General features: G+C 47.2%; 16 protein-coding genes. 5 read left to right on the top strand and 11 right to left on the bottom strand.

The features are described from left to right. Positions 1–26: 26 nt before the first annotated feature. The 4 genes from polA to aroE form a co-directional block, all read right to left on the bottom strand. Positions 27–2,861, bottom strand: coding sequence for a DNA polymerase I (polA, locus tag CWE13_RS11420; protein ID WP_126808765.1), 2,835 nt, complete (start codon positions 2,859–2,861; stop codon positions 27–29). Between the two features lie 584 nt (positions 2,862–3,445). Beyond that, positions 3,446–4,663: a DUF945 family protein gene (locus CWE13_RS11415; RefSeq protein WP_126808764.1), complete on the bottom strand. Its 1,218-nt coding sequence runs from the start codon at positions 4,661–4,663 to the stop codon at positions 3,446–3,448. Positions 4,664–4,714: 51 nt separating this feature from the next. Beyond that, positions 4,715–6,697 (bottom strand): SLC13 family permease, encoded by a 1,983-nt coding sequence (locus CWE13_RS11410; RefSeq protein WP_126808762.1) that lies wholly within the window; start codon positions 6,695–6,697, stop codon positions 4,715–4,717. A gap of 67 nt (positions 6,698–6,764) precedes the next feature. Then, complete coding sequence (gene aroE, locus CWE13_RS11405) at positions 6,765–7,622, bottom strand: shikimate dehydrogenase (RefSeq protein WP_126808760.1); 858 nt, start codon at positions 7,620–7,622, stop codon at positions 6,765–6,767. Here aroE and CWE13_RS11400 point away from each other — a divergent pair. Beyond that, on the top strand, positions 7,621–8,058 hold the full coding sequence (locus CWE13_RS11400) for a group II truncated hemoglobin (RefSeq protein ID WP_126808758.1): 438 nt from the start codon (positions 7,621–7,623) through the stop codon (positions 8,056–8,058). The two genes, aroE and CWE13_RS11400, sit on opposite strands and share 2 nt — an antisense overlap. A gap of 71 nt (positions 8,059–8,129) precedes the next feature. Here CWE13_RS11400 and CWE13_RS11395 read toward each other — a convergent pair whose 3' ends face one another. The 6 genes from CWE13_RS11395 to dprA form a co-directional block, all read right to left on the bottom strand. Continuing rightward, positions 8,130–8,915, bottom strand: coding sequence for a hypothetical protein (locus CWE13_RS11395; RefSeq protein ID WP_126808756.1), 786 nt, complete (start codon positions 8,913–8,915; stop codon positions 8,130–8,132). Between the two features lie 168 nt (positions 8,916–9,083). Beyond that, entirely contained in the window at positions 9,084–10,007 is a 924-nt protein-coding gene (gene hemF / locus CWE13_RS11390; protein WP_126808754.1) for an oxygen-dependent coproporphyrinogen oxidase, read from the bottom strand. Beyond that, positions 10,004–10,579, bottom strand: coding sequence for an L-threonylcarbamoyladenylate synthase type 1 TsaC (gene tsaC, locus CWE13_RS11385; RefSeq protein ID WP_126808753.1), 576 nt, complete (start codon positions 10,577–10,579; stop codon positions 10,004–10,006). The genes hemF and tsaC overlap by 4 nt, the downstream gene beginning before the upstream one ends. 57 nt (positions 10,580–10,636) lie before the next feature. Continuing rightward, positions 10,637–11,200 (bottom strand): DNA topoisomerase family protein, encoded by a 564-nt coding sequence (locus CWE13_RS11380; RefSeq protein ID WP_126808751.1) that lies wholly within the window; start codon positions 11,198–11,200, stop codon positions 10,637–10,639. Between the two features lie 29 nt (positions 11,201–11,229). Then, the gene (locus CWE13_RS11375) at positions 11,230–11,706 is read right to left on the bottom strand and encodes a DUF494 family protein (RefSeq protein WP_007419504.1); all 477 of its coding nucleotides are present in this window, start codon (positions 11,704–11,706) and stop codon (positions 11,230–11,232) included. A 5-nt stretch (positions 11,707–11,711) separates the two neighbouring features. Continuing rightward, complete coding sequence (gene dprA / locus CWE13_RS11370; RefSeq protein ID WP_126808749.1) at positions 11,712–12,881, bottom strand: DNA-processing protein DprA; 1,170 nt, start codon at positions 12,879–12,881, stop codon at positions 11,712–11,714. A gap of 148 nt (positions 12,882–13,029) precedes the next feature. Between dprA and def the strand changes: the two genes are divergently transcribed. From def to trkA, 4 genes are read left to right on the top strand one after another with little or no spacing between them, the layout of a single operon-like run. Next, positions 13,030–13,542 (top strand): peptide deformylase, encoded by a 513-nt coding sequence (def, locus tag CWE13_RS11365; protein WP_126808747.1) that lies wholly within the window; start codon positions 13,030–13,032, stop codon positions 13,540–13,542. An 11-nt stretch (positions 13,543–13,553) separates the two neighbouring features. Further along, positions 13,554–14,540 (top strand): methionyl-tRNA formyltransferase, encoded by a 987-nt coding sequence (fmt, locus tag CWE13_RS11360; RefSeq protein ID WP_126808745.1) that lies wholly within the window; start codon positions 13,554–13,556, stop codon positions 14,538–14,540. Further along, a complete protein-coding gene (gene rsmB, locus CWE13_RS11355; protein WP_126808743.1) occupies positions 14,537–15,877 on the top strand; it encodes a 16S rRNA (cytosine(967)-C(5))-methyltransferase RsmB in 1,341 nt (446 codons plus the stop codon). Before fmt ends, rsmB begins: the two co-directional genes overlap by 4 nt. 13 nt (positions 15,878–15,890) lie before the next feature. Beyond that, positions 15,891–17,273 carry a Trk system potassium transporter TrkA gene (trkA, locus tag CWE13_RS11350; RefSeq protein WP_126808741.1) on the top strand — a complete coding sequence of 461 codons (1,383 nt, stop codon included), beginning with the start codon at positions 15,891–15,893 and terminating at the stop codon, positions 17,271–17,273. A gap of 17 nt (positions 17,274–17,290) precedes the next feature. Here trkA and CWE13_RS11345 read toward each other — a convergent pair whose 3' ends face one another. Continuing rightward, entirely contained in the window at positions 17,291–18,790 is a 1,500-nt protein-coding gene (locus CWE13_RS11345) for a TrkH family potassium uptake protein (RefSeq protein ID WP_126808739.1), read from the bottom strand. Positions 18,791–18,800 lie beyond the last annotated feature (10 nt).

Genomic DNA, 18,800 nt, shown 5'->3' with positions numbered 1-18,800 from the left:
AGTTTCCCACTAAAACTTCAATAAAATCAGTGCGCTTCATCCCAGTTATCACCTACACCTGCTTCCGCTATCAACGGAACATCAAGTTTTACTGCTTGTTCCATTACATTCGTCAGCAACTTCACGTAAGTATCAACTTTCTCCTCACGAATTTCGAAAACTAACTCATCATGCACCTGCATTGTGAGGAACACATCGCCCTCATCAACGTTATCTGGGTTTTTTAACCACGCCGCTACATCAAGCATTGCTTTCTTTATGATATCGGCAGCAGAGCCCTGCATTGGCGCATTAATTGCAGCGCGCTCGGCAGCTTTTCTGCGCATTCCATTGCCAGCGTTTATTTCTGGTAGATACAACCGGCGGCCGCAAATGGTTTCCACATAGCCGTGCTTCGCCGCACTTTCACGTGTGCGTTCCATATATTCCTGAACACCTGGGAAGCGCTCAAAATAAACATTCATATAATGTTGCGCGTCTTTTTGCGGAACATTTAATTGCCGCGCCAAGCCAAATGCCGACATACCGTAAATCAAACCGAAATTCACCGCTTTGGCGCGGCGACGTTGTTCACTGGTAACATCATCCAAGCTCACACCAAATACTTCTGCGGCAGTTGCTTTATGAATATCGCGGCCACGGGCGAATGCTTCAACTAAACCTGAAGATTGCGAGATATGGGCCATGATCCGCAATTCAATTTGGCTGTAATCGATGGCCACAATTTTGTAGCCATCAGGCGCTACAAAGGCTTTTCGCACCCGGCGCCCTGCTTCATTGCGAATCGGAATATTTTGCAAGTTAGGATCGGTAGAAGAAAGCCGCCCTGTTGCAGTAACCGCTTGATGATATGAAGTATGAATACGGCCAGTAGCGGCTTTAATCATCCGCGGAAGCTTATCAGTATAGGTAGATTTGAGTTTGGCCATGCCTCGATGCCGCAGAATCAACTCCGGCAACGGATAATCGAGCGCCAACTCTTGCAAAACCTCTTCAGCTGTTGAAGGCGCACCTTTCGGTGTTTTCTTCTTTACCGGTAAACCTAACTGCTCAAATAGAATTACCTGCAACTGCTTGGTGGAATTCAAGTTGAACGGATCCCCTGCGATTGCAAATGCTTCTTTCTCTATTTCAGCGAGCTCTTTGGTAATTTCTGCGCTTTGTTTGGCAAGTTGATCCGGGTCTATTTTTACGCCCCTGCGTTCCATCATCGCCAGTACCGGAACCAATGGAAGCTCTATTTCTTTTAGCACCTCTTGCAACCGGCCTTCCTTTTTCACGCGTGGCCAAAGAACTTCGTGCAAACGCAAGGTAATATCAGCATCTTCAGCGGCGTACGGCGATGCTTGGCTTATCGGCACCTCATCAAACCGCTTTTGCTTTGCTCCTTTTCCAGCTACATCTGCATATGCAATCGTTTTATGCCCTAAATGGGTAAGCGATAGCGTATCCATATCATGTCGTGAACTCGTACTATTGAGTACATAGGACGAAAGCATCGTGTCGTTCAAAATCCCACGCAGATGAATATCGTAACGGCGAAAAACATGCATATCGTATTTGATGTTCTGGCCTATTTTCTTGGCGGTAGTGTCTTCGAGCAACGGCTTCATCTGCGCCAGAACCCAATCACGCTCCAATTGTTGTGGCCCATCAAGATCTTGGTGCATAAGCGGTACATACGCCGCTTCGCCCGGCGCTACGGCAAACGAAATACCGACCAGTTCGGCTTCCATATAATCCAAGCTAGTGGTTTCCGTATCAATGGCGAAATATTCCGCGGCGTCGAGTTTTTCTAGCCACTGATTAAACCTTTCTTTATCGGTAATGGTGACGTAATGACTAGTATCAATCTGGCTTGCATCGACGTTTCCGTGATCACTGTCCGCATCGTCATTGTCATGTTCAATACCCTCAAGCAGTTCAGTTTGGCTACCTGAATTCTTAGCCTTACCTTTGTGCTCCGGAGCTTCTTGCCCTTTCGCCAATAGTTCAGAGAGCCAACGACGAAATTCGCATTCTTTGTATAGTTTTGCCAGTGCTTCATCGTCCGGTTCACTGAGAGTAAGTTGTTCCGGTAACAGTTCCATTTCGACATCGAGCTTAATGGTAGCCAGGGCCTGTGAAAGCAATAAAATATCCTTATGCTCACGGATTTTATCCGGCATTGATTTCGCACCACGGAAGCTTAGCTCAGCAAGCTTATCGGGGTTCTCAATCATCGCCGCAATACTACCCATTCCCTCGAGCATTTTCAGTGCCGTTTTTTCACCCACACCGGGCAAGCCCGGAATGTTATCGGAGCTATCACCCATAAGCGCCAGAAAATCGATCATTTGATCGGGCCGTACGCCATATTTTTCCGGAACCGCGGCTTCATCAAGTACCGTGCTTGTCATGGTATTAATCAAAATCACATGATCATTTACCAACTGCGCCATATCTTTATCGCCGGTACTAATTAAACAAGTACGGCCTTCTTTCGCCGCTTGTTGCGCTAAAGTTCCAATCACATCATCGGCTTCTACACCCTCGATCGAGATTAGTGGTAAACCCATGGCACGAATAATGTTGTGCAGGGGCTCAATTTGCGATCGCAAATCATCCGGCATAGGGGGGCGATTTGCCTTATATTCCGCATACATGTCGTTGCGGAATGTTCCTCCCTTCGCATCAAACACAACCGCCATGTGGGTCGGTTCAAATTGCTTCAACAAACTACGAAGCATATTTACTACGCCATAAATGGCTCCCGTAGGTTCACCCGCTGAATTGGTTAAATGAGGTGGCGCGTAAAAAGCACGGAAAAGATATGAAGAACCATCAACCAGGATAAAAGGCTGCTTTGGAATGCGTTGCATATGGGTAAACCTATTCTTAATTGAAGCGCAAAGTTGCTAGGCATTAAGCATGCCACAGGGGCACTGATCTAGCCAATTTTAGTGTAGAAAAACGGAATGAATTCTTGAAAATAAAGAACTAACAACCTGTGGATAACTCTGTGGGGAACACCTTATCCTGCCGTAAATCCGAAAACCGAATAGCAGCATGCGTTTTTATGTATGTGTTTGATATAACGCGAGAATAATACGATCTCGGACAGCTTATATTTATATTTATTGCTTATTTCTCGATTGTGGAAAGTTGCTTATTGTGCGCTTTCTTCAACACGAAGATAGTGATTGAACCACGCAGCAGATTTTGTAAGCAATCTCGTAAACCGGTTGAACAGATTAGCACATTGATTAAGCAATACCAGATCATTTTTCGATCTTTTTTAACATTTTTAGATCTGAAAAATCACTTAGTTATTCCGCTTCCCGTAAGCTGTTATTTTAAGAAGGAAAAGATCTACGGAGAAGCCATGAAATAAAAACGCAATCCAAAAGACATGATCAAAAAAGGCGAGCAACCGCTCGCCTTTAATGAAAGATACGCGCCGATATTATTGTTGCATAGCGCTTAAATCAACCATCTCATCATTTATATAAAGTGCGCCATCCGCAAAACGCACATTCCATGGTAGATCGTCCGATGTGAATGCCATCATCATCATTTGTAGCATGCCTGGCATTTTTTCAATGACTAAATCTACATCTACGTGCTGAGCAAACTCCGGGCTTTGTAGCAACGCTACTTTTTCACTATCGCTTAAGTCAGCGAAATCGAAACCAAACGTGCCATGGCTGACTAAATCACCCCACCCTTCACCGCTAACAAATAGCTCGTTGAAACGAATTAGCACGTTATCACTAGCAGCCATAGCGTGTAAGAAAAGCTCACCCATTTCTTCTTCACTCAAGTCAGGCTCTTGTAGGGCTTCGTTAAGCGCCATCATTTCATCATAGTTGATGCCTTCAACGGCCCAATCTAAACGAGCATTACCTTTTACGGTTGGCCCTGCATCCAGGCTTTCCAATACAAACATCCCATCCACACGAATTTCTTCATCTACGCGCAAAGTGTTTAGCGTCGACTTTAAACCCGTGACAACAATAGGTGCCCCTACTACTTCTAGGTTCATTTCCATTTTCCCCATAGTGAATGCCGAATCACTTGAAAAAACTTCGCCATCTAGAATCCGAGAATCGCTGTTCATTGCCAGCGCGCTTAGCGTTACCCCTTCATTATTCTCGCCAACGAGCGTTACCTCCGGAGCATCAAAGTTGAAGCGCCGCTCTTCACCTGCCATCACAAAGTGCATTTGCATGGGGTTTGCTTGCACAGCGAAGCCTTCGTCAAGCAAGTTTATTGCGGGGAAATCGTAAGTTACACGCAAGCCACCGCGGCTAACAACGCCCGAAGAGGTAAAAGGGCTGCCCTCATAGAGTAACTCGCTCATTTTCTTGTCACCAAAGGTAACATCGCCAGAGCCTTCCCACTTGGTATTTAAAAATCCGTAACTTAACTGAATGGTTTCTTCATAATATAGTGCAAAATCGAGGTCAGGAATCTCATCCATTTCCATTCGAAATACTACGGTTGCGTTGCGTGCACCTTCTTCCTGCCAATCAACCTCAACCGCCCACTGAGAATTACGTTCAACTTCTTCTACCAAGGTTTCAACCGCTTGGTAGGTGGCTTTTTTTGTGGTCACAACACCAGCAACATAGGCTATCACCGCTAGTACAATAACGATGATGGCAATTAATCCCTTACGCATGTTTTTTCCTCTTTAATAAGTTTTTTTAAAATTATAGTTAAATTGTAGCAATTACAACGGCCAAAAGTACAACAAAGCAGGTATCGAGACGGCAAAAACCATTAGCGTGAGCGGTAGCCCCATTTGCCAATAGTCGCCAAATTTAAACCCTCCAGGGCTCAAAATGAGCGTGTTGTTTTGGTGCGCTATCGGCGTTAAGAATGCACAAGAAGCACCCACCGCAATCGCCATTAAAAACGCATCCGGATTTACATTTAATTGGTTGGCTATACTTATCGCCACCGGGCACATAACCGCCGCTGTGGCGGCATTATTCATTACACTCGATAATAAGGTAGTAATAATTAATAGTAAGCCTAACACCACCGCCGGGCTGCCATCCGCAACGTAGTAGAGCATGAGATCTACTACACTATCGGCAGCACCCGTTTGTTCCATTGCCAAAGCTATCGGGATCAACGCGGCCAACAACACTACTACCGACCAATCGATGTTTTCATACACTTGCCGCAAAGGGATAACACGTAGGGCCATAACGGCAAACATACCAGCAGCAAATGCCACGGCAGCTGAAGCAATACCCGATGCAGCCAATGCAACGGCGCCAATCATAATACCCGAGGCATACATAGCTCTGCGCTTACTGGGAACACGCACAGTTCGCTCAGCAAGTGGAACGCATTTATACAATGATGCAAATTGTGCTAAGCCCTCGGCACCACCCTGCATCAGTAACACACTACCGGATTGAATCGGAGTTTGCCGCAAGCGGTTAATTTTTTGATTACCCTCATGGGATATTGCCAGTAAATTTAACCCTAATCGGCTGCGCAGGCGCAATTCAGCTGCCGTGCTACCGATCATAGCCGAATCTGGCATTACTACCATCTCAACTAAAACCACTTCACTATCATCAGAGGCACGAGGTACCGCATCGGCATCGGCCCGGCTGGTAACGCCACCACGTAGCGTATAATTACCATAGGCAGTTACCTTACGGTCAACCCAGGCTGTGCGCGATTCTCCCGTTTTAGTAACGGTTTTAATATCACTAAGCTCGGTAGTTTCTGCCTCACCCTCGGCGCCTTTCTCTTCTGCTTCTTCTTGTTCTTCAGTGTCCTCATCGGAATCCGCTTCTGGGGGCTTAACGTTATCCACTAGCCGCAAACCCAGCACATTTAACGCTTGGCTCAATGTTTCCGGTTCGGCTTTGATAATCAGCAAATCGCCCTTACTCAAACGTTGATAGCCATAAGGGTGTACTACTTTAATCTTATCGCGCACCATTCCCACAATTTCCGCATCCGAATCTTGCAGCTTTAGATCTAAATCACGCAATAACATGCCGTTGGCTTTACCATCATCGGAAACTCGTACTTCCGTAAGGTATTTGCCGGTATCGAAACCTTCAGCATCGGTACGTTCGCGTTTAGGTACTAAGCGCCAGCCACCAAGCGCAATAAAAATAACACCCAGAATTGCTACGATAATACCCACCGGAGCGAAATCGAACATCTGGTATCCGCTGCCAAGTGATTCCGCCCGATAACCGGAAACAATAAGATTTGGCGGTGTACCAATCAAGGTTGTCATGCCACCCAAAATCGAACCAAAAGCTACCGGCATCAATACGCGGCCAGCAGGGATACTAAGTTTCGCTGCCAATTGGATCGCAATCGGCATCAACAGCGCCATAGCACCCACATTGTTCATAAATGCGGAAAGCACCGTGGCCAAACCGGTAAGTGAGGCGATGGTGGTAAGCGCACCGCCAGAAGTTGGCGTCAGTTTATGGGCAACAACATCAATAGCACCCGTGCTTTGTAACGACGCACTAAGCACTAAAACACAGGCTACGGTAATCACGGCCGGATGACCAAAACCCGCAAACGCTTCTGCCGCAGGGACTAACCCAAATGCAACACAAGCAAGCAACGCACCAAGCGCCACGATATCGTGGCGCCAACGCCCCCAAATAAAAAATATGAGCGTACACAACAAGATTCCAAGAATGGTAATTTCGGGTAACGTCATTCAATATTCTCTTTTATCGATACCACAGGAACTTACATTCCCGGATAGCAGCACCTATGCCGCTCATTTACAACTGCGAACGCACTGAATCTAGCACTACTTTTGTGTCGGGTATATCCCCAAACCACTGGAAATAGCTTAAAGCGGCTTGTTCTATTAACATTCCCAACCCATCAGAAACCGCACAGCCGCGTTCTTCCGCCCATTGCATAAAGGCTGTTGGCTTGCTGCCATATACCATATCGTAACAAAATGGTTTATTGGCTAAGGTTGCCTCTGGAATTTCCGGTCGTTCTTGTGTCAGCCCGCTCGACGTTGCATTAATAACAATATCCCAGCTCCCATTCTCGGCAGACCCTGCCGCTGAACTCAAGCCGCCCGCAGATAACAACGTGGAAAACACTTTTGGCTTCATTTCTAGCTCGCCGGCCAATCGCTGCTGCCACTCTGATACTAAATTCTGTGCTTTAGCTTCGGTGCGATTAGCAATATGAAGATGTGCTACCTCGGCATCCAGCATCGGCCCGATAATGCCTCTTACCGCGCCCCCTGCGCCGAGAACCAACACCCGAGCGCCCCTCAACTTCATACCCAACCGTAAAAGATCGGCTTCTAATCCATCGCCATCGGTATTGTGGCCTAACCACTCACCATCTCTAAGAATCAACGTATTCACCGCCTGTGCTTGGGTTGCGCGCGAGCTTAGCGTTGAACACAACGACAGCGCTTGCTCTTTCAGCGGTACGGTAACGTTAGCGCCAACACCACCATTCGCAACAAAGGCTTGGAAACATTCTGCAAATTGCTCCGGTGATGCTAAAATTCGCGCATATTCAATTGTTCTTCCATGTTGCATAGCAAATGCTTGATGAATTTCTGGCGAACGGCTATGCGCAATTGGGCTTCCAAAAACAGCGAGTTTCATGAATTTTCCTTCTCGAATAAAACAGTTTTTTCGCCGTACCGAAAATAATTCGGCGAACATCACGCTTTACGATCAACTTGGCGGTGAACAAGCTGTACGCTCAATAGCCAATCGTTTTTACGATATTATGGAGCATGACGCAGCCGCAAAAGACCTTTTAGCGATGCACCCTCAGCCCATGATCGCCATCCGATTAAAATTCTTTGAGTTTCTCTCAGGTTGGCTCGGCGGTCCGCAGCTTTATGTCGAAAAATATGGCCATCCCATGCTCCGCGCCCGCCATTTACCCTTCCATATCGATACTAAAATGCGCGATCAATGGCTTCACTGTATGTATCTAGTGCTTGATGAGCAAGTAACAAACATTACTTTACACAACGAACTTCGTGTTCGCTTTACACGTTTAGCGCATCACATGATCAACGCAAATGATTAGTTAAAAAACATCATCTAGTAGCAACAAAAAAGCCCCAGCGCCTCATGGCACTGGGGCTCATAACTTATTCGTTACTGCGCCGCTTTTTCCTGCTGTTTACGAATCCGCTCTAATCGACCTGAAAACCCAGTTTTGGTTTTATCATCTAAGCCAAATTCCAGCGCTCTCTCACAAACGGCAATTGCATCCGTATACTGACCATCTTCAGCAAGCAATGTTGCATAGTTTTGGAAGGTAAGCACTTGCGGTAACGATCCACCATTCGCTTTCTTCAGCGGTTTTACAATGTCAGGAAATTCTGCAATATGCTGTTTTGAGAACGTTTTACTAATCTGACGCCAGCCCGCATCATTACGATTTTTATAACTATTCTCAGTAATCTGCTGATACAAACGATGGCGCGCAAGCGGATCCTTCGTTTTTTCTAACTCAGCCACCGGTTGCGTAAGTTCATCCGGAACCTCTGCACCAATAGGTGATGGCTGCGATTTATTCGCGCTATCAATCACCGGATCCACATCTTTCGGAACCCCTGTTTTCGGCGCTGGTGATTTTTTTGCTGCCGGTTTTTTCACAGCAGGCTTTTTCTCAGAAACTTTGCTCGCAACCGCTTCTTTCCCGCTTTCTACGGCTTCTTTACCTGTTTCAACCGCATCTTCAGTTACTGATTTAGCTTCTTTCGCTAAACGCGCTGAATCCTCTTTTATTTCGGCTTCTTTTTCGTTTACTTCGGCTTGAATTTTAGCCGCAGAAGCATCTGATTCAGCATGCCCTGAAGCGTTCATTTTCAATAAACGTCGCGCAAGAACCACGATTACAATTACAACTATAAGAAGAAAGAAAAGATTCTGTGCCATGAAAGCCCCTAGCTCCGATTAATTTTTATTCGAATTTCAGCATAATATCAAAACTCGGTGCTGACAAGTGTTGCGCGGCAATTGATCACCCGATAGAAACACCTTGCGCCCAATCTTCACTATTCAGAGTAATGTTAATGGCTAAGAATAAAAATAAATCAATACGACTTATAACCAATCACGCGGTTTCAAAAACGCCTGTAACCGAGCTTCTGCAGAACCTTCCTCAGGTTCGTACATATATTCCCAACGCGCCAGCGGCGGCATCGACATCAAAATTGATTCGGTACGCCCGCCTGTTTGTAAACCAAACAACGTGCCGCGATCATACACAAGATTAAATTCCACATACCGGCCGCGCCGATATAGCTGAAACTGCCGTTGTTGTTCACTAAACGGCATATCTTTTCTACGTTCAATAATCGGCAGATAAGCAGGTGTGTAGTGATTACCTATCGATTTCATTAAGCCAAAGGCATGTTCAAAATCTAATTCACCATTCGGGTTGGTATTCAAATCATCAAAAAACAAACCACCAACACCGCGCGTTTCATTCCGATGCGGCAAAAAGAAATATTTATCGCACCATTCTTTATACTCTTGATAATAATGCTCACCAAACGGAAGGCATGCAGCTCGCGCTGTTCGATGCCAATGTTCTACATCCTCTTCCACTGGATAAAAGGGGGTAAGATCGAAACCACCGCCAAACCACCAAACCGGGTCTTCTCCTGGTTTTTCCGCAATGAAGAAACGAACATTCGCGTGTGAGGTTGGAATGTTCGGATTATGTGGGTGAATCACCAAAGAAACCCCACAGGCATTGAAGCTACGACCGGCTAACTCAGGGCGGTGAGCAGTAGCTGAAGCCGGCATAGCTTCGCCAAAAACATGGGAATAGTTCACGCCCCCTTGCTCAATCACGCCACCATTTTTCAATACTCGAGAACGGCCACCGCCACCTTGCTCGCGCACCCAACTATCTTCAAGAAACTGAGCCTCGCCATCAATACCTTCAAGGCTATGGCAAATATTATCTTGCAACTGTTGCAGGTAAGCTTTAACCCGCTCTAGATATTGATGTTCCTTCACCGCAATACCTCTTGCGTTAATGGATTAAAGATTTTACTAGGTGCGTCTCGCCCACCGGTATCGCCGGCCATGATCCAATCGATATCGGAACCAAATTCTTGATAAACGCCTTCTGCGGTAACGAATGGCGCTTGCCCCGAACGATTAGCGCTGGTGGATACCAATGGCGTTCCCAACGCTTTGCATAAACGCCGAACAGGCTCAAATGCAGTAACACGCACGGCAATCGTATCGAAATCACCTCGCAAATAGCGAGGTACTTCTGGCCGCGCTGGCAGCACCAGCGTTATTGGTCCAGGCCAATGCTGTAACACGGTAAAACGTTTGTCTTGAGGGATTTTTTTATCATCTACGTAATCAAGCAACTGGCTGTAATCGGCAGCAATAAGAATCAAGCCCTTATGCTCCGGGCGTTGCTTTAATGCTAACAATTTACGCACCGCTACTTCATCGTAAGGGGCGCAGCCTAGCCCGAATACCGCTTCCGTAGGATAAGCGATCAAGCCATGATTTGTTAATGCCGTTCTCGCACCAGCAAAAGGATCTAAAGTATTGTCGGATTTATCGTTCAAAGCAGCATTTTCCTAGAGGTGAATTGAGTTTGCTGTGGCGTATACCATCGTTAAATATTATATCGGGTCTGATTTGTATCCGCATTGTTTTTGCGGACAACGCAAACGCACGCCTGCAGCCGAATCTCGCTTGACCAACAAAGGCCAGCCACAATCAGGGCATGGCTGCGCTACGGGCTCTTCATTCAGTGCATATTTACATTTTGGATATCGATCGCAGGCATGAAATTGCTTGCCATATCGATTGGTACGCGTTTGCAGATGGCCTGTTTTACATTCTGGGCAGGGGATAGGTTCGCGATTCGGCGTTTTATCAGCCGTAGGGTCGAGCATGAAATGACATTTCGGAAAAGCGCTACAACCAATAAACAAACCGTAGCGGCCTTTTTTCAGCAATAAGCCCGCTCCACACTCGGGGCATTCTTCACCGGGCAGTGCCTGCGGCTCAAAATCACCGGCTTCATGTAAGGATTGCGTGTAATCACACTGAGGATAATTGCTGCAGCCCCAAAACGAATTGCTGCCGATATGTTTTAGCTTTACCGCGCTATTACAGCGCGGACAAGGCTCTGCTCGCACATCGGTTCGCTCTGGCGAGTTAAAAAGTTCAGATGATGTCATTCACGCCTCAATGGTTTCTATGCATTGGTTTAATGCATTAGCCCCTGTGGCTCCTCGAACAACAATTCTTCCATTTGGCTATAGGCATCTTCATGGCCCGGAACGTTAAACAACACCATCAAAATAACCCACTTTAAATCTTCCAGTAGGAATTGCGGCGTATCAAGTTCCATAACCCGATCGATAACCATTTCCCGAGTGGTAAAATCGAGCACCCCAATTTGCTCTAGATAAAGTAAAAAGCCACGCGATTGCATATCTAAACGCGCTTGCTCTTCCGGCGTATACGCACGGAAAGATGCCGCAGGCGCAGATTGCACTAAATACGGGTGATCTTTACTATCCTGCAAGTCGGCCAAACGTTCTAACCAAGCGAGAGCCTTGCCAATTTCCTGTTCATGGAAACCTGCACGGGTAAGCTCGTCAGTCAGTTCGTCGTGGTCCACTACCACTTCCATTTCCGAATGGACGTAGTTCTCAAACAAGTACATGAGGATATCAAACACGGCTCTTACCTCCTCACCCTGACGTAACCGCCAGGTACTGTCTTAATCCATCCATCCAACTCGAGACTGATGAGCTGGTTCACAACTACTGAAACAGAATCTTCACTCTGGCTTAACAACCAATCAAATGAAGTTGTTTCAAATCCCACGTTAGCCAATAAACGCTCGTTTGCCAATACGTTTAACGGAATTTTCGCAGAATTCTTTTCAGCACTTTGGAAAGTTAATCCAAAATTGCTTGTTTCTTCCGGTTCTTCTTGATTCGAAGCAATCTCTTCCGGTTTAACATTTTCACACTTAATATCTTTATCGGCAGCGAATAAATCGGCTTGAGCCGGCAGCTCAGCTAATATATCGTTGCTACAGGTTACTAGTTTTGCACCTTGCTGAATCAATAAATGACAACCTTCACTACCCGGGTGTGGCACTGGGCCGGGAATCGCAAATACTTCCCTGCCTTGCTCTACTGCATAGCGCGCAGTAATTAACGACCCGCTTTTCAAGGTTGCCTCGGCAACTAACACGCCTGAGCTGATACCACTGATTATACGGTTTCTAGCCGGAAAATGTTCAGTTTTCGCCGGAGTACCCGGCGCATATTCACTCAACACGATTCCCGCAGCTACTATTTCATTGCGTAACTGCCGATTTCGCGGCGGATACACTAAATCAATGCCGCAGCCTAAAACGGCTATGGTTGGCATACCTTGTGCTAGTGCCGTTCGATGCGCCAGGCCATCAATACCCAACGCCATACCACTGACAATACCCCAACCTTGCTGGCAAAGCTCTGAAACCATTTGTTCCGTTAAGCTCAACGCTAACGGCGAAGCTTTGCGGCTTCCAATCACGGCCAACCAATGGCTCTGAAGCAAGCCTTTATCGCCTATTCCAAATAGTAACATGGGGGCGCGATATATGGCTTTCAAGGCTTCGGGGTATTCAGCACTTAGGCAGTGTACTAGAAAATGCTTGGCGTCGGCATGAAGCCATTGATACGTGCGATCTACGAGCCCTGCAGGTAACGCTGGCAACATCGCTTGAATGAACGTTGGGATTTCAAAATCGCCGCTAGCTTCCCAAAACGTTCGAAGTTCACGCTTCACTTTTTCTGGCGCACGCTGCACACGCAACCAAAGCTCTAAATTCCGATGATTCCAATCGTTTGTTTCCATTTACACTTCCTTGTGTTCAGCAAATTTAATCCCCATATTGGCAATATAGAAAGAGAAGCGAATCAAGCAACACAAATCCTGTCAATTCCGCGATCTTCCCGTTAAAATTAGGAATATCACTGAATTTGAATTCAAAAGAGTTTTAGCTATGGCAGAAATGACAATTTTAAAGTACCCAGATGAGCGCCTTCGCACCGTAGCGAAACCGGTAGAAAGTGTCGACGACGCTTTGCGTCAAACCATCGATGATATGTTCGAAACCATGTATGGTTCGCAAGGTGTAGGCTTAGCCGCTACCCAAGTAAATGTGCACAAGCGGTTATTCGTTGCCGATTGCAGTGAAGATAGCAAAGAACCGCTGGTTTTTATTAACCCGGAAATTATTGAGCGTGATGGTATTCACGAAAATGAAGAAGGGTGTTTAAGCTTTCCGAACGTTTACGCGAAAGTAGAACGCGCAGGCAAGATTAAGGTTCGCGCACTCGATCGTGAAGGCGAAATTTTTGAACGCGAAGCCGAAGGTCTTCTGGCGATTTGCATACAACATGAAATTGATCACCTCAACGGCAAGCTATTCGTTGATTATTTATCGCCTCTTAAACGCGATCGCATTCGCAAGAAACTGGAAAAAGAAGCACGTTTAGAAGCAAAACAAGCCTAAGGAACTCCTGAGTGCGGATAATTTTTGCAGGTACCCCGGATTTCGCTGCGCGCCATTTGCAGGCGTTGCTCGAAGCCCATGATTTAGATGTTGTAGCGGTTTATACTCAGCCCGACCGCCCTGCTGGGCGTGGTAAAAAACTACAAGCGAGTGCCGTAAAACAATTAGCGTTAGAACACGGTTTACCGGTTGCTCAACCTACTAGCTTGAAAACTGCTGAAGCGCAGGCTGAACTCGCAACTTGGCAAGCAGATGTGATGGTGGTTGTGGCTTATGGCCTGATTCTACCGCAGGCCGCATTAGCAATTCCACGCTTAGGTTGTGTCAATGTTCACGGCTCTTTGTTACCACGTTGGCGTGGAGCCGCGCCTATTCAACGCGCAATATGGGCCGGCGATGAAGAAACCGGTGTTACCATTATGCAAATGGACGAAGGTTTAGATACTGGCCCTATGCTGGCGAAATCTTGGCTGCAAATCGAGCCTTCCGATACCTCGGCTTCTTTATATGAAAAGCTCGCTAAACTTGGTCCGCTCGCACTTGTAGAAACCTTGCGCAGCATGAATACCGGAGACACCCGAGCGGTTCCCCAGGAATCGAGTAAGGCCACCTATGCGGCGAAGCTGAGCAAAGAGGAAGGCGTTATTGATTGGCACCAACCGGCTGCGTTTATCGAACGCTGTGTACGAGCGTTCAACCCATGGCCTAGCAGCGTTTTTAGCCACCCTGAACATCCCGATCAGCCGATTAAGGTATGGCGCGCACAGGTGATAAAACGCGGGAACGATGTAAATAACAGCGCCGCACCGGGTACTATTCTTCAAGCCGATAAAAACGGTATTGATGTTGCTTGTGGTGAAGATACCTTACGTTTGTTGGAAGTGCAGCCCGCAGGCAAAAAGCCTATGTTAACCACCGATCTATTAAACGCGCGGCGTGATTGGTTCGCACCCGGCACAATGCTTGCGAGTGCAGGCAACGAACGGAGTGATTCGTGAATAATGCCGCTGCTTCACGAGCCGCCGCCGCGAAAATATTGCAGCAAGTATTGCAGCATGGCCGCTCACTAAGCCAAGCAATTCCAAGTGAAACCGAGCATTTAGAAGCCAACACTCGTGCTTTTACACAGGCCATTTGCTATCAAGTACTGCGTCAGCTACCCAGCTACGAATGGCTTATTTCTCAGCTCATAGAGAAACCGCTAAAAACCAAGGTGCGCATCGTTCACTACTTGCTATTAGTTGGCTTATGCCAACTTCGCGATATGCGTGTTCCAGCGCACGCAGCTATTGCTGAAACCGTAGAAGCCTGTATAGCGCTGCGACAAAAGAATTTAAAGGGCATGGTGAATGCGGTTCTTCGCTCCTATCAGCGCCAGCAAGAGGCCCTAGAAAGCCAACTTACTGAGCTCAGTGCGCGAACGCCAGCGTTGGCCTTTAACCATCCCGGATGGTTGCTGAAACGATTAGAAAAAGCGTATCCGGACCAGTGGCCTGCGATATGCGAAGCGAATAATACGGCGCCACCTCTATGGTTACGCGTGAACACGAAACATCACTCGCCCGCCGAATATCTCGCGAAGTTAGAAGCAGAAGGCATCGAGGCCTACGCCGATGAGTTTTCGGCTATTCGATTGGCCCAAGGTATGGATGTAACGCAATTGCCCGGCTTTTCAGAGGGCCATGTATCTGTGCAAGATCGTTCAGCACAGTTTGCAGCCCATATTCTAGCCGCCGAGCCAGGAATGAATGTTTTAGATGCATGTGCGGCCCCCGGTGGAAAAACCGTTCATTTACTCGAACATACTACTGATTTGCAGGTAACGGCGCTTGATTTTGATGCCAGCCGTTTGCAACGAGTACACGAAAATCTCGCACGGATGCAGGTAACGGCAAATGTTATTTGTGGTGATGCAGCCGAGCCAGCGGAATGGTGGGATGGCCAGCTGTTTGATCGAATATTGCTTGATGCGCCCTGCTCAGCAACAGGCGTTATTCGCCGTCATCCTGATATTAAATGGTTGCGCCGTGCCGACGATATTGAAACTCTAGTAGAACTGCAGGGCCGTATTTTAGCTGCACAATGGCAGCTACTGAAACCGGGCGGACGCTTGCTGTACGCAACTTGTTCTGTGCTTCCGGAAGAAAACATACTGCAAATTCAATCATTTCTAGCTACAGTGGATGATGCAGAAGCCATCGCAATCCCGATTGCTCCGCAAAAACCTGGCAGCAAAGATGGCCCAGAGAGCTCAGAAAATATGGGATGGCAGTTTTTACCCGCGGCTGAAAGTGGCGATGGTTTTTTCTATTTCTTACTACAGAAGCGCAAATAATTAGGCTAAGAACATGAAAAAAGTAATTATTGTGGGAGCTGGCCGCGTTGGGGCCACACTTGCTGAAAGCTTGGTGAGCGAACGCAATGAAGTTACCGTGGTCGACCAGAATCGCGTGCTCTTGGAGCAACTGCAGGATAAACACGATTTACGTGTAATCCAAGGTAACGGTGCGCACCCCGATGTGCTGCGCCAAGCGGGTGCCGATGATGCCGATATGTTGATTGCTGTGAGTAGCCTTGATGAAGTCAATATGCTCTCGTGCCAAGTTGCCCACAGCATTTTTAATACCCCAATGAAAATTGCTCGGGTGCGCTCTGAGCAATATACCAAATACCACGATCAGCTATTTCGTAAAGAACAACTCCCTGTCGACCACATAATTTCGCCTGAGCAGTTAGTAACCACTTACATAAAGCGCCTTATCGATTATCCGGGTGCCCTGCAAGTTATCGAATTCGCCGAAGGCAAAGTAAGCCTCGTTGCTGTAAAAGCATCCTATGGCGGCAAGCTTGTGGGCCATGCTATTGCTGCACTGCGCAAGCATATTCCAAATATCGACACCCGTGTGGCTGCCATATTCCGGCAAAACCGCGCGATTCGTCCGTTGGGTAGTACCATTATTGAAGCCGACGATGAAGTGTTCTTCGTTGCCGATACCAAAGATATTCGTGCCGTGATGCAGGAACTACAGCCGCTCGAAGCGCGCTATAAAAATATTATGATTATGGGTGGTGGCCACATAGGCGCAGGCCTTGCTCGGCAACTAGAAGAAACCCATAAAATTAAAATTATTGAACTTGGCTTGGCACGAGCAGAACAGTTAAGTGCTGAATTAAGCTCGAAAACGCTAGTATTGCACGGTGATGCCACCGATCAAGTAATGTTAAGCGAAGAGCGTATCGAAGAGATTGATGCGTTTATTGCCGTTACCAACGATGACGAAGCCAATATAATGGCGGCCTTGCTTGCTAAACGCATGGGTGCGAAAAAAACCATGGTGCTGATTCAACGCAGCGCCTATGTAGATTTAGTGCAAGGCGGTGAGATCGATGTTGCCATATCGCCGCAACAAGCCACCATTTCCGCACTACTTAAACATATACACCGTTCCGATTTTGCCAGTGCCTATTCGCTACGCCGCGGTGCTGCGGAAGCGATTGAAGCAGTAGCGCGTGGTGACGAAAAAACCTCACAAGTAGTAGGCCGTGAAGTGGGTGAATTGAAGTTACCGCCAGGCACAACTATTGGTGCGGTAGTGCGTGGTTCCGAGGTGCTAATAGCCCACGATGACACGCTAATTCAATCCGATGATCACGTTATTTTATTCTTGGTGGATAAAAAATACGTGAACGAAATCGAGCGTTTATTCGCACCTGGGGCGCTTTACTTCTAGCGCTGAGTATAAGTAAATTAATGCTTCCAAAATGCTGGTGTGAATAACACCAGTAGCGTGAAGATTTCTAGCCGCCCGAATAACATTGAAAGAATCGCAATCCATTTGCCGGCATCGGAAACACTGGTGAAGTTTGAAGCCACATCGCCAAGGCCCGGACCTAAATTATTCAGCGTTGCCGCCGTGGCACCAAACGCTGAGTAATCATCAAGCCCCGTAGCAATAAACAGAAGCATAATAATTACAAACAACAACGCATAGGTTGCGAAAAATCCCCACACCGCCTGAACCACACGATCAGGGAGTGCTTTATCGCCCCACTTTACTGTAAACACACCTTTTGGGTGCACCAACCGGTCTATTTCACGCTTACCTTGGCGATACAGCAACAGCACGCGAATCACCTTCAAACCGCCGCCCGTAGAGCCGGCACTACCGCCAATAAAGCTCGCAAAAATCAACAATACCGGTAAAAACAATGGCCATGTAACATAGCTTTCCGTGGTAAAACCGGCGGTTGTGGCTATAGATACCGCTTGAAAAATCCCGTGGAATAATGAATCACTCCAATCCGCGTGCCAGCGTTGGCTCAACAGCGTAAGCACCACAATCAGCATCAAAACGAACTGGATTCCCATGAGGGCTCTAAACTCTGGATCTTTACTGTAGGTAAATAGCGAGCCCTTAGACCAATCCCGCTGGTTTTTACCATCAACTCGGCGGCTATACATTCGCGGAAACGCGGCGAAATGCAGCGCGAAATTCACCGCAGCGATAAGCAAAAAGAGCACGCAGATCATGTGGATAACCGGGCTATCGTAGTAACCCATGCTCGCATCATGCGTTGAGAAGCCACCAATCGCTACTGTGGAAAAAGCATGGCCAACCGCATTGAATGGCGTCATTCCAGCCGCCCAATAAGCAAGCGCACAAGCAATGGTAATCCCTAAATAAATAAACCAAAGCTGCTTGGCGGTATCTGCAATACGTGGGGTCATTTTCGAATCTTTCATTGGCCCCGGCATCTCGGCGCGATAAAGCTGAATGCCACCAATGCCCAATAAAGGCAGAATCGCTACGGCTAATACAATAATACCCATACCACCCAGCCACTGCAGTTGTTGGCGGTAAAAACGATAAGCATGGGGAAGTTCATCAATTCCGGTTAAAACCGTAGCACCGGTTGTGGTTAGCGCGGAGAATGATTCGAACATAGAATCAGTAAAGCTTAAGGAATAGGCATCCGGCATCCAGAACGGTATTGCCCCAACCGAGCCCAACACCACCCAGAACATAACAACGATAATGAACCCTTCGCGGGTTTTCAATTCACGCCGCTTATCGCGATTCGGGTACCAAACCAGCAAACCAATCGCTAAGCTAAGCAAAAACGCAAGCAAGAACGCCCAGCCGCCGCCATCTTCATAGAAATAAGCAAGCGCTGCCGGAGGCAGCAATGTAACGCTAAAAATAGCGATGAGTAGGCCAAGAATCCGCAATATAGTGCGTACTTGCATGAAAAGCCCT

It is taken from the genome of Aliidiomarina shirensis, assembly GCF_003987345.1.
Classification (GTDB): domain Bacteria; phylum Pseudomonadota; class Gammaproteobacteria; order Enterobacterales; family Alteromonadaceae; genus Aliidiomarina; species Aliidiomarina shirensis.
This window is presented reverse-complemented; position numbering and strand designations above follow the sequence as displayed.

Bases quoted from the DNA above. Each gene is read 5' to 3' on its own strand.
- CWE13_RS11345 (WP_126808739.1), bottom strand. From the start codon at position 18,790: ATGCAAGTACGCACTATATTGCGGATTCTTGGCCTACTCATCGCTATT.
- CWE13_RS11380 (WP_126808751.1), bottom strand. From the start codon at position 11,200: ATGACATCATCTGAACTTTTTAACTCGCCAGAGCGAACCGATGTGCGA.
- def (WP_126808747.1), top strand. From the start codon at position 13,030: ATGGCAGAAATGACAATTTTAAAGTACCCAGATGAGCGCCTTCGCACC.
- CWE13_RS11395 (WP_126808756.1), bottom strand. From the start codon at position 8,915: ATGGCACAGAATCTTTTCTTTCTTCTTATAGTTGTAATTGTAATCGTG.
- polA (WP_126808765.1), bottom strand. From the start codon at position 2,861: ATGCAACGCATTCCAAAGCAGCCTTTTATCCTGGTTGATGGTTCTTCA.
- dprA (WP_126808749.1), bottom strand. From the start codon at position 12,881: ATGGAAACAAACGATTGGAATCATCGGAATTTAGAGCTTTGGTTGCGT.
- CWE13_RS11410 (WP_126808762.1), bottom strand. From the start codon at position 6,697: ATGACGTTACCCGAAATTACCATTCTTGGAATCTTGTTGTGTACGCTC.
- CWE13_RS11400 (WP_126808758.1), top strand. From the start codon at position 7,621: ATGAATTTTCCTTCTCGAATAAAACAGTTTTTTCGCCGTACCGAAAAT.
- aroE (WP_126808760.1), bottom strand. From the start codon at position 7,622: ATGAAACTCGCTGTTTTTGGAAGCCCAATTGCGCATAGCCGTTCGCCA.
- trkA (WP_126808741.1), top strand. From the start codon at position 15,891: ATGAAAAAAGTAATTATTGTGGGAGCTGGCCGCGTTGGGGCCACACTT.
- CWE13_RS11415 (WP_126808764.1), bottom strand. From the start codon at position 4,663: ATGCGTAAGGGATTAATTGCCATCATCGTTATTGTACTAGCGGTGATA.